The organism is Alcanivorax profundi (genome assembly GCF_003597125.1).
Lineage (GTDB): Bacteria > Pseudomonadota > Gammaproteobacteria > Pseudomonadales > Alcanivoracaceae > Alcanivorax > Alcanivorax profundi.
The window spans coordinates 1-370 of sequence record NZ_QYYA01000195.1 but is presented as its reverse complement, the minus strand read 5'-3'; the positions used below and the strand labels follow the sequence as shown (position 1 = coordinate 370).

Sequence of the window (370 nt, the reverse complement as noted above, 5' to 3'; positions counted from 1 at the left end):
AATCTGGATTTCTTCCGCAACAAGGTTACTTATTTGCCAGCAACAACAACAGGTGCTTACGCTCACACATCTACGGAAAACCTGGTGCAGAGTGGCAAGTCTTATGGTTCTATCGTAGGTTATGTAGCCGATGGAATTTTCCAGAATCAGGAAGAAGTAGATAAGTCTGGACAGCCAAATGCACGTGTCGGTGGATTGAAATACAAGGACTTAGATGGTAAAAATGGTATTACTTCAGATGACCAGACTTGGATTTTCGACCCTGTGCCAGCCTTCTCTTATGGTTTGAATATTGCTCTCAACTACAAGGGCTTTGATTTCAGTATGTTCTGGCAGGGTGTCTATGACCAGGATGTGTATAACAACCAAA

Annotated in this window: 1 protein-coding gene; it reads left to right on the top strand. The window is 42.7% G+C overall.

The window, feature by feature from the left end:
* Positions 1 to 370, top strand: a 370-nt coding sequence (locus D4A39_RS19455; protein ID WP_199699515.1) for a hypothetical protein, incomplete at both ends; no start/stop codon positions are given.